This window comes from Bacillus sp. A01H, from assembly GCF_045277205.1.
Taxonomy (GTDB): Bacteria; Bacillota; Bacilli; order Bacillales; family Bacillaceae_G; genus Bacillus_A; species Bacillus_A paranthracis.
This window is the reverse complement of sequence record NZ_CP117702.1, coordinates 1,676,635-1,691,250: the sequence shown is the minus strand read 5'-3', so window position 1 is coordinate 1,691,250 and position 14,616 is coordinate 1,676,635. Positions and strand designations below refer to the sequence as shown.

Below are 14,616 nucleotides of genomic sequence, written 5' to 3'. Positions count from 1 at the left end.
TTACAATCTCTTTTTCATTACCTTTATCGTCCTACTCAATAACTCGTCCAAGGATATACACTTAGGCATCGTCTCAAGTTATTTTAGTCGTAATAAGTTGGCCAGCTTCATTCATAGTAACTTTCCATTTCACTCCACTAGCCGTCTTCATAATTATACCTTTACTTGCCTCTATTTCAATATCTCCAAACATTCTTCCGCCAGTTGTCGCTAACCAAGCATTCCCATTTTCCATCGACGATCTTGCAAACATACGATTAATCCGAAAACGCTTATGATCTTGAGAATAACCACTTAATGTAATTCTAACTTTATATAACTGATTCGCCTTCATATTCGATATAATTGTATCGCCTACATTTAATGGAACATCCGACGCAACAACCCAATTTCCAGTTGCACTTAATGCATATTCAACTTTAATTTTCTTCGGGCTCTCTCCCCACCCAAAATACATTCCAAAACAATTTAACATTTTGATTGGATTTTTCGTGAAATCTAGTTCAATCACAACTGGATTACTATCTGGAACATCAATATAGTTTACACTTTGTTCATCTATTAAATTAAAACAATTTGCGAGATTCCCCCCGTACGGTAATTTCCCACTTACTTGCTTAACAGTATACTTCTGCTGAGCGTTTACTAAAATATCATCTTGATTCCCTATTAAATGTGGTTTATTTAACGTAATCGGTAACTGAATTCGAAGAGATTCTTCATAGGTAGACTTACAAACATTGTATTGCCCTTTATCTACAATAGTTGTAGAAAGTAAATTTGAAAAAAGGTAGTTACGATGCGAATTAGAAGAAAATTCAATGACAATCTGTTCACTACTCATCCGGTACGTATCCCAAATCATACAATCAAATGTATTATAGGCGCCGGTACAACGAATTACTTTTTTCGTTTGCTGTCTACATTGCACTTGAATATCATGAAACGTATTTCCTGAACTTTCATTTGGTAAATCACTGTTTCCATCAACTTCTATCCCATACTGACATCCATCAATAAATATAGATTGAAATACATTTGCGTTAATCCAGCAAGGTGTATTGATATCATCTATATATTCTGTCTTTAAATGTATTGCAGTTTGAAAGTTTTTAATTTGAATAAAGTTAACTTGAAAGAAACTAATATAATCCCATGCTTTTTGACAATAAAAGTGTATAGCCTTACCTTTATATGACGACGTTGCATTTATTATATTTATATTTGATATAAGAGAGTGATTAGGAACTTCTATTTGTTGTGAACCGGAAACATAAATAACAGCAGATTGAAACACCGGATTTATGACTTGAACTGTACCACCTGTTATAGATGCATTTTGTTGCAGTTCAAACACATTAAAATCTCCATCGATTTGTAGCGTTACAGTAGGATCTAACTCTAATCTTACGTTTGATTTAATAATAATTGGCTTTACAATTTTATACGTATTTACCCCTGTAATTCTAACCGTCGAAATTCGATTCGCTACACAATAATTTATAGCTTGCTGAATTGCTAATGAGCTATCATTTCCTGAGTTCGGTACTGCTCCAAAACAATCAATATGAACGCTATTTTCTGGTGCACAATCTTCTTGGGAAGAAATATATTCTGACAAAATAAATTCACTCCTCATATTACCTTTTTCATATAATATGTGAGTTTTCTCTTAAAAGTTTCTATAATAAAAAAAACAAACGACCTGTACGGTCATTTGTTTAATTCATATATACCTTTCGTTTCTTCTATCATTTTAGTTAACGAGAAATACCTCTCTGCTTTCTCTCTTGCTTTCAGTCTAATATCATTCACCTTTTCTTCATTCCCCTGTAGTTCCTCAAGTGCACTTGCAAATTCAGATTCACAATATTCATGTATCAAAACACCTGATTCTCCATTTATTACCGCTTCATTTATTCCGCCAACATCTATTGAAACAATTGGTGTCCCTGTAGCCATTGCTTCAATTACTACCATTGGAAACACTTCACGAAAAGATAATAAAAGTAAGGCATCCATATTTCCTATAAACCTATGCGGATCTGAAATATTCCCTAACATTGTTACCCTTTGTTGCAATCCATACTTTTCTATTTCGTTCATAATAGATTCTTTTTCTGGCCCATCACCAGCAATATAAAACAAAAAATCATCTCTTTTTTTCAACACATTTGCAATTTTTACAAATAGTTGATGGTTTTTCTCCTTGGATAGTCTAGCTAATATCCCTATTTTATAAATAGATTCTTTCTTTTTCTGCTGGAATAAAAACTTTTCTATATCCACACCGTTATAAATTGTCTTTACTTTCTCTTCAGCTACATGCATTGAAAGTAAGTTATTTTTTTCAAACTCACTTACTGTAATAATATTGTTCACATATTTATTCATAAAATAACGAAAAAGAGTTGGCATTTTCTTCTCTAATATCGTTACATTATGCTTCGTATACACAATTTTCATCTTTTTTTTCATAAACTTTTGAAGTAGAAAAGCATATAATACCATTCGTAAACTATTGGCATGAATAAGTTCTATCTTTCGTTTACAAATTTCGTTTCGTAAGTAATAAATATTTATCAAATGATTCCATCGGCTAAGTAACATAAAATTTTCTTTTCTAGTAAGAGATTCATATAGCTCTCCATCACCTGCAGCTGTATAAACCTTAAAATCCTCATAACGCAAATTACTTTCCAATTTACAGAAATAACTTTCAGCTCCGCCTGTTATCAATTTATCTGTCATCAAAAGTATATTCATAATTGCGTCTTCCCAACTACATTGATTTTATTTTTTCTATAGGCATGATAAGCATACTTACTAAAATAGTAAAAGATTTGCACTGCATTAAGACATTTTTGGTCTCTTAATAATTTCCAATACCGAAAAGCTGCTTTAATTTTATTTCTGGAAACCGAATTTGCTACAATTCGATACTTCGCTAATACTTGCTGTATCCCTTTCGCTTCATGCCCTTCATGTAATAATTTCAGCCATAACGCCGTATCTTCCGGCTGTACACTAGGCATTTCAATATGCGGAATTTTTTCACGATCAATTATTACTGTTAAACATCCGATAATTGTATTTCCTGCCAAACAATGATAGTCAACAGATTTCGGTACATTCACTTCTCGATTTAGTCCATTACCGTTTTCATCGATTAAACTATACGATGCATATGAAAAGGCCACACTCATTTCTTCCATAAATAACAATTGTGTCTTCAATTTATGCGGTAACCATATATCATCACTATCTAAAAAGGCAATATACCTTCCTCTCGCCTCTTGAATTGCTATATTCCGAGCCTTAGCAGCACCAATATTTTCTTTTAATGATACTAACCTAATACGCGAGTCTCCTTCTATTATCTCTTTAATTTTTGTAACAGATTCGTCAGTTGAAGCGTCATCAACGATAATCATCTCCCAATTTTCATATGATTGATTTTGTACAGATACAATCGTCTCACCTATAAATCGTATACTATTATAAGAAGGTGTTATTACAGAAACATGAGGCGCCTTATTATGTGCTGATAGACATTTTACCATCTATCTTTCCCCTTCCTTCATATATTGAAATGTACTTCACAACAATTGCTAAAAATAAAAAGAACGCTTCGTTAATAATGAGTGACAATGACATCATCTGAAATAAAAATGCAACCATAGTCAAGAAAAGATACGGTTTTTCACGAAACAAAGTATACTGCGTTAACTTGAACATTAATACAAATAAAAAAGCGCTATATAAAAGAAAACCAATTGTACCCGATTCAGATAAAATTTCTAAAAATGTATTGTGCACATATAATTTTTCATTAAATTGAAATTCATAATAATTCGAAAAATTAAACGCACCGATTCCGATATATGGATTAGATAAATAATATTTAAAAGCTGCTTCCCATAATGTAAATCTGCCACTTCCATTATCATGCGAAAAATCAGAAATTCGTTTATTCAATATGTCATCCAATTGGCCACCCATTACACTATTAGATAAACTAAAGATCACTACACCAAACAATAGTAAACTCATCATTATTTTTATTTTTTTTGCAAAACTAGAAGTACATACATATACAAAAATGACAAGCACAAGCGCTAATATTCCTCCCCTTGAAAAAGTTAATAAACTTGTCGTAACACATAAAATCAATCCTAAAATGTTCGTCATATTATGTAAATTTGTCATATAATACATAAAAAATATTGTATTATAAAAAATAAAAATGTTAGGATCATCTAGCAAACCAATTAATCTTGGATATCCTCTATCAACTAATAGTCCGGCAAAAATTTCTCTTTCTTCTCCACCGTATAACCCAAAGTGCTGTAAACCAACTATATAAAGTATTAAGCTTACAATATTAAATATAAATCCTACATAAAAAATAGATGATTCAAGTGTTGCTATTTCAATATTTCCTAATAAATTTCTCATTATAAAATAACAACCTAAAACAAGTAACACACCAAAAATCATACGAATGCTAGCATGTAAATATATAGAAAGAATTCCACTCAAACAATAGATGAAATAAAATAGTAAAAATACAACTTCATGAAAATATAGCTTTTGGATATGGAAGTTTTTAATTGTTAAACAAAAATATATGACTAAAAAAATCATATAGATCTTCAACGAAAATCCAATATATATATTGTATTTACTTAACATGACAAATAATATTAGAAGCATAATCCATTTCATCGACATTTTCATATTATTTTCCATATGCTATATCCCCTGTTTCGTAATATAATCCTTTTTGCGTGTTTTTGTTATAAACGAAAAAAGAAGTTTTTTCAGCTCATAATCATATAGGAATATACCAACTACTACGATTAACGTATTCAGAACGAGCGCAATGAAATGATATGTATGCAACATATATTGCACCCCAATAAAAGTTACGCCAAAATAAATTGTATAAGGTATGACAATTTGGAATACAATTTTCTTCCTCACTACACTTACTGCTATATACCCAACTAAAGCTACAATTTCAAATAAAACCATAGCATAAGCCGCTCCTATCACTCCACCAATACTACTAAAACTATAAAGCATAATCCCACCTATCACTAATGCTATACATTGCACAACCGTTCTTTTATTTTGACGTCCACTCGTTGTTAAGCCGTCAGCTATAGCAATATTTAAACTTTGTAGCACAATGAGAAAGGATAATATTTGGAGTGGCTCTACTGCATTGCTCCATTCCTCATAAAAAAATATAGAAATAAAGTATGGTGCTAAATGATATAAACCGATTGTCATACAGACTCCCACAATCGCCATTGATTTTATTTGAAGTAAGTTTAATTTCGTATGCTCTTCTAAATTTTTTTGATTATAATGCTTAAAAAGCACTGGGTAAAACGCACCTGCAATTACCCCTGGCACTTGATATAAAGCTGCTGGCATCCGGTACGCCACTGCAAAAACACCGACCATACTTAGTGGCAATGTATAGTTAAGTAAGATAGGCGCTAATTGCGGGGTGCTCATTATTAAAAAACCGCTAATAATAAAAGATGTTAATTGCCAAAATAATGCTTTATGGATTACGACTTTCATATTCATTTTCGTCTTTTTTCTCATGATATATATGCTGAACAAACCACCGATCATATACCCAAAAGCATATAAACGAGCTGTTACATACACCGGTAACTCTCCGAAAATACAAAAACATGTAATGATGATAACAACTGACGCTGATACAACTTTAATAAGTGCTATATACTTCATTCGTTCCATCAACTGAAAGTAGGCACTCCCTATATTTTGGAAAGTTAATCCTATTAACATGAAAAACATTACGTTTATCATCATGTAAATTACATTTCTATCCGCATACATATAATGAATAGCAATATAACCGATTATAGAAATAAAAATAAGTAGGATCATCCTTATTTTTATATACGACGTTAAAATCTTCCCTAAGTCTACTCCATCTTTTGCCCCTTCTCGAAGAAACGTGTTAGTAAGTCCTAAATCTGTGAAAAATAACATAACAAACGTCACTGCTATGGCAACACTAAACATTCCATAATGTTGTGCATTAAAAAAATTTGCTAAAGCAATTAAACTTACAGCCTGAAAAAGATTAGCTAAAATCGTGCTATAAAATAGATGGATAATATTATTTAAAATAGATTTACCCATACCTGCTCTCCTTTGCAAGCAACCTAGCCTACTTACATATATTTATCTTGCACCATTACCGTTCAATACAATTAAAACAGTTTTACATAAAATACGAATATCCATCCTGATCGTTTTCATTTCAATATACTCTATGTCCAACTTCAATTTTTCTTTTGCATCAAGATTATACCCTCCATTTATTTGTGCCCATCCTGTTAACCCTGGTTTCACGATTAAGCGGTCTTTGAATTCTGGAATATACGTATCAAATTGTTTATAAAAATACTCTCTCTCTGGTCTAGGTCCCACAAAAGACATATCACCTTTTAAAATATTTAAAAGTTGCGGTAACTCATCAATTCTCGTTTTTCTTATAAATGATCCAACTTTAGTAATTCTTGAATCATTTTCATCTGCCCATTGTGGTCCATTTATTTCAGCCTCTTTTACCATCGACCTTAATTTAAATACATTAAATTTCTTCCCATTAATACCTAAACGTTCTTGAAAATAGATTGGAGCTCCTGCTGTTTCGAAAGCAATCATAATACAAAAGAACAACATAATTGGTAGCGTTACTAGTAACAATATGAGTGAAAATGTAATATCAAACAAGCGCTTTATACTTCGATTCAAAATACTGGTCTTTTCTTGGGCCGGAATCGCATACAACTTGGCTTGATTTGTTTCACGAATCATAGTTCGTTACCCCCACATTCAAGAATATAAAACTATACCCATTAATTCACATTCTTTCTTTTTTATATCAGTTATTGCTTTTTGCACGGTACGTAGGGAATCTTTTCGCTTTTTGACTGCTAAGATCACTCCATCGCATTTCCCTGCACTAATGTGCGTAACAGGAAGCTCAAATACTTCAGAAGAATACAAGAGAATATAATCAAAATCTTCTCTCCACTTCGCAATTGCACGATCAAATTCATCCATAGAAACTAAAGTCGTTCCGGTGTGTACTGTTTTTTTGGCAGGAATACAATATAAGTATTTAGATAAATTACTAGAAAAAGATTCATAACTACAGGTGAAATCGCTTATTATATCATTCACTGTTTTCGTATGATTACTTTGTAATAGTAGATGTAGTTTAGGATCAGAAAAATTCACATCGATAAGTAACACCTTTTTTTTCATTTCTGCAAACACTAGCCCTATATTTACTATAAGCTGAGCAACAACGCCTCTATCCTTCGTTGAAATAACTGTGAATACTTGTTTTCCTGTTTTTTTCAACTCGTGATATACAGTATAAAACTGCTCTTTCATTAGAGCATCATGCGGATTAAATAGAAGCTGTTTCTTTGTTTTAAACATCGACATGTTCACCTCGATATATAGCTGATTGCGGATCAACTTCTGTAGATTCCTTTTTTCTTTTCGGTTCCATATTTATGTGACCAATTACAGGAACTGTTGTTATCTTCTCTAAATCCTGTTCCACGTATATACGTTCATCAAAATAATCTCGAAATACGGCTAAACCTATCCCAACAAAAAAACTAACAATTAAAGAGATAGGAATGATAAGTTGAATTTTCGGAAACAACTTTTCAGCTTTTTCCTGTAACTCAGGATCAGTTAATATTTTTACCCCCTGCACATTCGTATACTGTTGAAAGCTTTTTTGAGATTGTTCTGCCAATGACTTTACAATTTCTTTTACGATTATAGGATCCGAATCTTTTACTGTAACAGTAACAATTTGTGAGTTGTCCATATTCACCACTGAAATTTTTTGTGCTAGTTCATGACTTGATTGCTCTAATTTCAAAGTTTTTTTCACTGTTGAAATAATGAGTGGACTTTTTAATATATCAACATAAGATGTTACCAGTTGCTTATTTTCCTGTGTTTTATTTGTTGAATTTTCCTTATTAAACTCATCTAAATTCCCAACGAGAATTTGTGTTGAATATTGATATGAAGGCTTTAATACGTACATAGAGATAAGAATTAGAGAAACAGTTAAACAGCACATCGTCAAAATAATTGTTACTATCCTTCTTTTCAATAACTGTTGAAAATCCTTCATACTAATTTCTTGCTTCAATTATTTCACCGCCTTTGTCTGATTCATATTCTGAACATCATTCTTTACAGATAACCCTTTCTTCTTTCTATTCGCTTGCTTTGTTACATACTTTCCGACTCTGAATGCAAATTTTTCTACAAATATATACGAAAGCATCGCAAGTATAAACGAAAAAACGAGTGAAAAAATTAAAATAATAGGCAACGGCAATATTTCATGAAGCATGTATATAAGGGAAAATAACGATATGATATGGTATAAATAAAGACTGTAAGAAATCTTCCCCAAATATAACAAGTATTTATTACGCAACAACGATGACAAAGTTGATACTGATAGACTTAATATGACAAATAAACATGCACTTATCGCTACTACGTAGTCTCGCAATATAAAATTATTGAGCACTTTAATTTCTCCGATAAGCCCTTCATACATATAAAGTAAAATCGCTAATAAAAACCATGCAATTTTCTCATTTTTAGTACGATTACTATAAAAAATTATTACATTATTTTTATACTTCGCAACTAGTGCTCCTAGTAAAAATAGCACCGTGTAATGTGGTGTTAACATATAGCTTGTTAATGTTAAACTCGAGCGAAATAAAAATAATATCGCAACAGAGCATATACTAAAACTAAACAATGTCAATAACGAATCCCTCAACGTTTTTCTTAAACAAACCATCAAAACTAACGGGAAAATGATTGATATTCGCATTTCATGAACAAGTGACCAAATTACGCCGTTATATGCATCTGTATTATATTTCCCAACCAATAATATATGCTGCACGATTAGGCTTAAAGAACTTTCAATCGTCCATGAGCGATTAAACCATTCACTTAAATGAGAAATTCCATATTCACTCATTGTAGTTTGGCATAAAATAGCTATAAGTATCGCTACGATATATGGAATATAAATTCTGCATATACGCTTTACAAGGAATGACCTATAGCTATCATAATTTTTTTGAATAGATTCATACAAAACAAATCCACTCAAAACAAAAAAGATAATAACAGATTCGTTACCACTACTAAAAACAAGACGAGCAGGTGTTTCTTTTAATAGATACATAACAAATGGTTTATTATCTTCATAACTGTAATTTTGAAATACTGAAAAAATCATTAAATGATGGCCAATCATTACTACTAATGAAGAAATCCCTCTAATTGAATCCAGTTCTTCATACCTATCCATCGCTTTATATCAACTCCTAATGAAATGATAATAATCATTTCAAAGCGACACCATTATTCATATTCCTCTCCTTTCTTTTCATTCCAATTTTTCATATTAAAATGATTTATAGCGTAATTTTTAATGTATTGTAACATTTTTTGTAATATTATGAATAGTTAATCCCTTTAATTGGTATATACCAATTTCAACCTCGAAAAATGAAAAAGATTGCTAGAAAAGCACTATAAAAATATCTTGTATATTTACAAGATTAAAGATAGGAATAGCATTTTTTCCAATATAAAATAAAAAAGATAGCCTTTATAGGCTATCTTTTTTATTTTATTTAATTACTAGCACCACTATATGCTACATGTCGTTTCTCAATTCGTTCCTCAATTTCTTTCATATTTTCTTTATTATTTAATAGTGATTGTTTATTTTCAATTAATAATTGTTTAAAAGATTTTCTCACTTTTTTTCTCATTTTCATTGTCCTCCTTGGGGGATGATTTATATAAAAGATAAAGAATTATCTGGTTGTTCTTATAATAATTGATTGTTGTGAATTCCATTTGAACTTCATATGAAAATTCCGTTTATTTTCTGACAACTTTGTGAACACTCAAAAAAGAGTCTCCTAAAACAATTTTATAGTCGTTTCATTCAATTACATAAATCGCCATTTGCATCATCTTATATCAATTTACCTTGTCGAAATATTTATATATTTTAAGCTGCATTCCATATACTTTCATCTACTAAAATTCTTTTTTTCAAAATAAAAAAGAAGGTGTCACCTAGTCTAAGTTCGACTTATGCAACATCCTTCTTTCCAAACTATTTACAGCATATTGATTAACATTTCAGGTCTTCCCCAATTCATTTCTTCACAAACGAATCGTAATTTTTCTTCATCTATTGTGTGTAATCCTTCTTCTAGTGAACAGGAAATAGGAACTTCACAATGAATTTGCGCTAATTGTAATGAAATATTTAAATTCTCTAAATCACTTTCGATCTTCGTACGTTGCGCTTTCGTTAATGATGCCACATTTTCTAGTACAGTTGCTACTGTACCATGTTCTTGAATAAGCTTATACGCTGTTTTTTCACCGATACCTTTTACACCTGGGTAATTATCGCTCGTATCTCCCATGAAAGCTTTCGCATGCACGATTTGCCACGGTTCTACACCTTTTTCTTCCATAATTTTCTCTGGTGTGTAATACTCGTAATTTCCAATTCCTTTGCGCAGAAGCATAACTGTAACGTTCTTATCAACAAGTTGAAGTAAATCCGTATCACCTGTTAAAATATAAACTTCCGCTTCATTGCAGTATTGTTTTGCTAGTGTACCGATACAATCATCCGCTTCATACCCTTTCATGCCGATAACTGGAACAGATAATTTTGCAGTCATTTCTTGCACTAGATCAAATTGCGGAATTAATTCTTCAGGTGGCGCTGCACGATTCGCTTTATAATTTGAGAACGACTCTGTTCTAAATGTTGTACTTCCCATATCCCAGCATGTTACGATGTGTGTCGGTTCAATTGCTTGCATTGCCGTTAATAAATGTTTCATATAACCATGAATCCCGTTTGTAGGGGTACCATCTTGTCGTTTCATAAACTGCCCGTAGACACTTGTTGCATAAAAAGCACGAAATAATAGTGCCATACCATCAACTAATAATACTTTTTTCATAATTCCTCTCCTACCAAAAAAAATAATAACCCCACGTCATCACGTAAGGTTATATAAATAGATTACCATTCTACGTTTTTCAACTTTGTCTATTATACATTGTTTTTGTATATTTAGCATCATTTACACATTAAGACGTTTTACTACAACAAGTATGAAGAATCCCTGTATACGTATTTTTCCCAGTTGAAACTACTACAGCTTTTGCATTTCCACTAACAATATACGTCCCTTTGAAACATACATTTTCAAGTTCAAGTGGATTATAGTCTTTCATTCTTTTCAAAGGAATAAATCGTTTGCGTTCAAGATGATAGCAACTTTCAAATTTCTCAATACTCGCATCGTTTCCTGTTAGCACAGATTCATTTACTAATAGATCATTTGCATAAATGATACGTACATCTGCTGGTACTGTATCACCTTCCGAAAGGAAAATCATATCTCCAGGAACAAGCTCTTGTACTGGCAAATCCATCATTTTTAATTCACCGTTTAAACCTGTTACACTAGAACATTCTACTCGAGACACAGTAATCTTCTCACATTGTAATCCATCTCTCACATGTTGTTTTGAAAAACCTGGGATCATTCCACCTAGCTTCATCATCACTTCTGCAATACGAGCTCTTTTTGAAGTTAATTCATTTCGGCCGTATACTTGAATACGTTTTTGTGCCTCTTTCATAGATAATCCATCTCTTGTTGTTTTAAAATACGCAAATACAGATTTTACATCTCTCGTTGCGATTTCAATTAATAAATCTTTATTTTTTTGAAGCATCGTTTGTTCTTTCATTGATTTTTTGCTTAATTTATATGACGTGTTACCCACAGTTTTGTTTGCATATAACATATTATCGTCTCCTCCTTTACAACGTAGGAAGAAACGCTTTGTTTCTCAATTTATCCACTTTACGGTGAAAGTGTCTAGCGCCTAAACATACATATAAACGCTACATGATGATAAATATAGAGGGAGGAACAAGTCGTTTCCTGCCTACATCATATATTTTTGATTTGAAGTATATGGGTAACGGAACCGAGTCAGAATTTGACATGCTCCTCACCTCCTCGTTTTATTTTATAGTTTATACTATGAAATTACTCATAGCTTTGTAACAAAAAGACCCTTACTCCGAAAAGAGTAAAGGCCATGACATACACAAATAAACGATTCCTAATACAATTAGAAATCTACGGACCTCTCCCTCGCCGAGTTTTAGCACTGTATAGCATAGGTACATTACCAGCTACATTAAGAAAAACCTTAATTCGATCATTCCTGTTGACCCATTGGCGTCTCTCGACATTTTTGGGCAGTAGCATTTCTCTATACAGGAGCCTCACCTAACAGAGACTTATTTTTATTACATAGAAAATGTTACTCTTATTTAAAATAGATGTCAACACCTTGAATGGAATCTTTTCCTTATTACAACAACTCCCTCTCATATACATACTATTTCTCTTTCTACGTATCAAATGAATGAAGCACATATTTTAAAATTAGTAAAAATAAAAACCTTACGTTTAAACGTAAAGTTTTTAATAAGTTATACAACCAGCAATTACAATCCCAATTGAAAGCGATAAAAACATAAGAAAAAGACCGACCGCTTGATTATCTTCTTCAAGACTTTTATTTATATTAAAGCGTGGTGTAAGCCACTCAGCTAAATAAAAGACGATAATTTGAGCCAAAATCCCAACCGCTCCCCACGAAACCATATCAAGAAGTGAAATGGAATTAGCTGCTGTTGAATATAAAACAATAGCTAACCCAAGTAATCGCCCTCCAAGTACATAGCTTACTGCCTTATTCCCTTGGGCCATTAACTTAAATTCTTTTACTTTCGTTGTCACTTCCATCAGGAAAAGACCTATGCATAAAAGACCAAGTGTTACTGCTAAATATAATAAAAAATTAATCATATACTTCCTCCTTTTTTATACCTACTGGTAAATAGTACGATTCATTCCCCGTAATTTTTTCACCAGCACGAATACCGATACTACTTGCTTTTCCTGCAATTAAAAACGAACCAAACACATACGACAGTTTCTCCATCCCTTTCTCTGTTTCCAAAGATACGACTGGAAGTTCTGTATACTTTTGAAATATCGGCAGTGACGCTTTATACGTTTGGTGTGCATTTTGAATCATAATATTTTCGTCCTTATCACGAATGGTAATCGTGTCTCCCTCTCTACCAAATGAAGGTTTTTGAACGAAAGAACCTTTTCCTAAAAATAAATCTGGTTCTAAATATGTAGGTAACATATATTCTTTAATCCACTGTCGTTCCTCATTTGTATAAAAGACCTCTTCTTCTGCTAATCCCCAAATAAGACACTGAACTGATTTAGGCTGAAGTAAAAATGCTGACAAAGGATTTATAATAAACAGCTTTCCGGCTTTTACGAGTTGCAACAACTCCACACCTACCAAATCCCCTGTTTCAGGATCTTGATCCTCAATTAAATCTTCTATCGGATATGTTTGACGATATAAAACATCAATTTGCACTCCATCCCTATCCACTAAAGAATCTTTTGTAATTCTAAGTTCTGACATTGGCACGACTTTATTTTCAACACGGCATAACTGACTTAAATACATAGTCGTATTCCAATCCTCAATATGCTCATGATGCGCTGTAAAAACAACATTTGGGTTGTCTATTCCCTTTGTCGCTTCCATTACAGCTTTTGTAACACCAGAGGATAGCAATCGCTCTTGGCCTAAGTTTGGATCATCATAACCTAGCTTTTTACAAACTTCCCCATTCATTTGAAAGCATTCCATAATAAAGGTAGGTGTATCACTATTAAACTCAAGCATTTTCATTTGGTTATCGCCTGTTAAAACGAAATCAAATCGTGAAATAACAGATTCAGGATATAATCCTTTCATTCTAATGAACGATAAGCTTGCGGGGGGAAATCCAAGTTCAAGAAGCTGTTCGTCACTTAAATTACGCAAAAGTCTAGCAGTCTTAAAAAATATTTTCCCCATTCGTTCAGTTGCAACTTGTAATTGTTTCATAGTCTCATTTGTTATAGGAAAAACATGAAACAAACTATACTCACATTCATATAAATCCGACCAGAAATCCGGATATTTTGAATAAAACTCTTTTCGATCCCTTATGTATTGCGACATATGTTAGCCCCCAAATCCTCCCTTTGAACCGCTTCCAATTCCACCTTTAAATTCCGCAGACGATTGATACGATTTAAATGCCGATGAATTTTTAAAAGTGGATTTATTTTGATAGTATGTTCCGCCATAGAAATAATGTCCACGATAACCTGAACTACTATCATCACACTGCCATACCCCAAGTTCATCATCCCAATCCCAATCTGAACAACTTTTATCATTCGGTTTTGGGGGTAAATCTTGTGCGCAGCCAAATAAGGTGCCAGTCATTAAAGACGTTACGACACCACCTACTAGCCATTTCGTTTTTGTCACCTTCGC

The 14,616-nt window shown here is 32.4% G+C and carries 15 protein-coding genes and 1 riboswitch; all 15 genes read right to left on the bottom strand.

The window, feature by feature from the left end:
• Positions 1-73: 73 nt before the first annotated feature.
• Entirely contained in the window at positions 74-1,621 is a 1,548-nt protein-coding gene (locus tag PSR14_RS09040) for a hypothetical protein (RefSeq protein ID WP_000006048.1), read from the bottom strand.
• Positions 1,622-1,713: 92 nt separating this feature from the next.
• Positions 1,714-2,766, bottom strand: a complete 1,053-nt coding sequence (locus PSR14_RS09035; protein ID WP_001023713.1) for a glycosyltransferase family 4 protein — start codon at positions 2,764-2,766, stop codon at positions 1,714-1,716.
• Entirely contained in the window at positions 2,763-3,563 is an 801-nt protein-coding gene (locus tag PSR14_RS09030) for a glycosyltransferase family 2 protein (protein ID WP_000237692.1), read from the bottom strand. The genes PSR14_RS09035 and PSR14_RS09030 overlap by 4 nt, the downstream gene beginning before the upstream one ends.
• Entirely contained in the window at positions 3,538-4,752 is a 1,215-nt protein-coding gene (locus PSR14_RS09025; RefSeq protein ID WP_000429864.1) for an O-antigen ligase, read from the bottom strand. Before PSR14_RS09025 ends, PSR14_RS09030 begins: the two co-directional genes overlap by 26 nt.
• Positions 4,753-4,755: 3 nt before the next feature.
• The gene (locus PSR14_RS09020; protein WP_113732811.1) at positions 4,756-6,192 is read right to left on the bottom strand and encodes an oligosaccharide flippase family protein; all 1,437 of its coding nucleotides are present in this window, start codon (positions 6,190-6,192) and stop codon (positions 4,756-4,758) included.
• Between the two features lie 42 nt (positions 6,193-6,234).
• On the bottom strand, positions 6,235-6,873 hold the full coding sequence (locus PSR14_RS09015; RefSeq protein ID WP_000617630.1) for a sugar transferase: 639 nt from the start codon (positions 6,871-6,873) through the stop codon (positions 6,235-6,237).
• Between the two features lie 18 nt (positions 6,874-6,891).
• Positions 6,892-7,512, bottom strand: coding sequence for a CpsD/CapB family tyrosine-protein kinase (locus PSR14_RS09010; protein WP_002163715.1), 621 nt, complete (start codon positions 7,510-7,512; stop codon positions 6,892-6,894).
• Complete coding sequence (locus tag PSR14_RS09005) at positions 7,499-8,242, bottom strand: YveK family protein (protein ID WP_000806898.1); 744 nt, start codon at positions 8,240-8,242, stop codon at positions 7,499-7,501. Before PSR14_RS09005 ends, PSR14_RS09010 begins: the two co-directional genes overlap by 14 nt.
• The gene (locus PSR14_RS09000; RefSeq protein ID WP_000376427.1) at positions 8,243-9,436 is read right to left on the bottom strand and encodes an acyltransferase; all 1,194 of its coding nucleotides are present in this window, start codon (positions 9,434-9,436) and stop codon (positions 8,243-8,245) included.
• Between the two features lie 328 nt (positions 9,437-9,764).
• Complete coding sequence (locus PSR14_RS08995; protein ID WP_001228048.1) at positions 9,765-9,905, bottom strand: FbpB family small basic protein; 141 nt, start codon at positions 9,903-9,905, stop codon at positions 9,765-9,767.
• Positions 9,906-10,262: 357 nt separating this feature from the next.
• Positions 10,263-11,129 carry a 5'-3' exonuclease H3TH domain-containing protein gene (locus tag PSR14_RS08990; protein WP_000757054.1) on the bottom strand — a complete coding sequence of 289 codons (867 nt, stop codon included), beginning with the start codon at positions 11,127-11,129 and terminating at the stop codon, positions 10,263-10,265.
• Between the two features lie 130 nt (positions 11,130-11,259).
• Entirely contained in the window at positions 11,260-11,985 is a 726-nt protein-coding gene (locus PSR14_RS08985) for a cation-transporting P-type ATPase (RefSeq protein WP_000964968.1), read from the bottom strand.
• A 345-nt stretch (positions 11,986-12,330) separates the two neighbouring features.
• A riboswitch (M-box (ykoK) riboswitch) is annotated at positions 12,331-12,494 on the bottom strand.
• A 183-nt stretch (positions 12,495-12,677) separates the two neighbouring features.
• Complete coding sequence (locus PSR14_RS08980) at positions 12,678-13,064, bottom strand: DUF350 domain-containing protein (RefSeq protein ID WP_000606860.1); 387 nt, start codon at positions 13,062-13,064, stop codon at positions 12,678-12,680.
• Complete coding sequence (locus PSR14_RS08975; protein WP_074604035.1) at positions 13,057-14,295, bottom strand: glutathionylspermidine synthase family protein; 1,239 nt, start codon at positions 14,293-14,295, stop codon at positions 13,057-13,059. Before PSR14_RS08975 ends, PSR14_RS08980 begins: the two co-directional genes overlap by 8 nt.
• A 3-nt stretch (positions 14,296-14,298) precedes the next feature.
• Positions 14,299-14,610 carry a hypothetical protein gene (locus PSR14_RS08970; RefSeq protein WP_000169022.1) on the bottom strand — a complete coding sequence of 104 codons (312 nt, stop codon included), beginning with the start codon at positions 14,608-14,610 and terminating at the stop codon, positions 14,299-14,301.
• Positions 14,611-14,616: the final 6 nt, after the last annotated feature.